The sequence below is a fragment of the Pseudomonas viridiflava genome, from assembly GCF_900602065.1.
In the GTDB taxonomy this organism is placed as follows: Bacteria; Pseudomonadota; Gammaproteobacteria; order Pseudomonadales; family Pseudomonadaceae; genus Aquipseudomonas.
Genome location: NZ_UWFN01000339.1, coordinates 1 through 363, shown reverse-complemented (window position 1 = coordinate 363; position 363 = coordinate 1). Strand labels below are relative to the sequence as shown.

The 363-nt window shown below is 57.0% G+C and carries 1 pseudogene; it reads left to right on the top strand.

What is annotated here, in order from left to right:
• Window positions 1-167 (top strand): annotated as a pseudogene (locus EE949_RS25700) (D-2-hydroxyacid dehydrogenase family protein); the annotation flags it as partial.
• Between the last annotated feature and the right edge of the window lie 196 nt (window positions 168-363).

The window sequence follows — 363 nt, the reverse complement described above, 5'->3', positions numbered from 1 at the left end:
ACATCGAACCGCTGCCCGCTGATCACCCGTTCCGCACGTTGGACAACGTTTTGGCAACGCCACATATCGGCTATGTCACCGAGAACAACTATCGGACTTTTTACGGGCAGATGATTGAAGCTATTCAGGCCTGGCATGCGGGGTCGCCGATTCGAGTGTTTGGCTGAGGGTTGCTGTTGCTGCCCCATTCGAGGACGTCAGCAGCGCAGTGAAGCAGGTAAATCTCTCAACGTGCGCGCGTTGCAAGAGCCTTGAAAAAGGGATGGCGCTCACGATTCTCACGCACAAAAAATCAGCCCGGACGACTGTCCGGGCTGAAGGTTGGGGTGAAGCGAGGGGGTGCCTCCTGGCAGGCCTGGAATC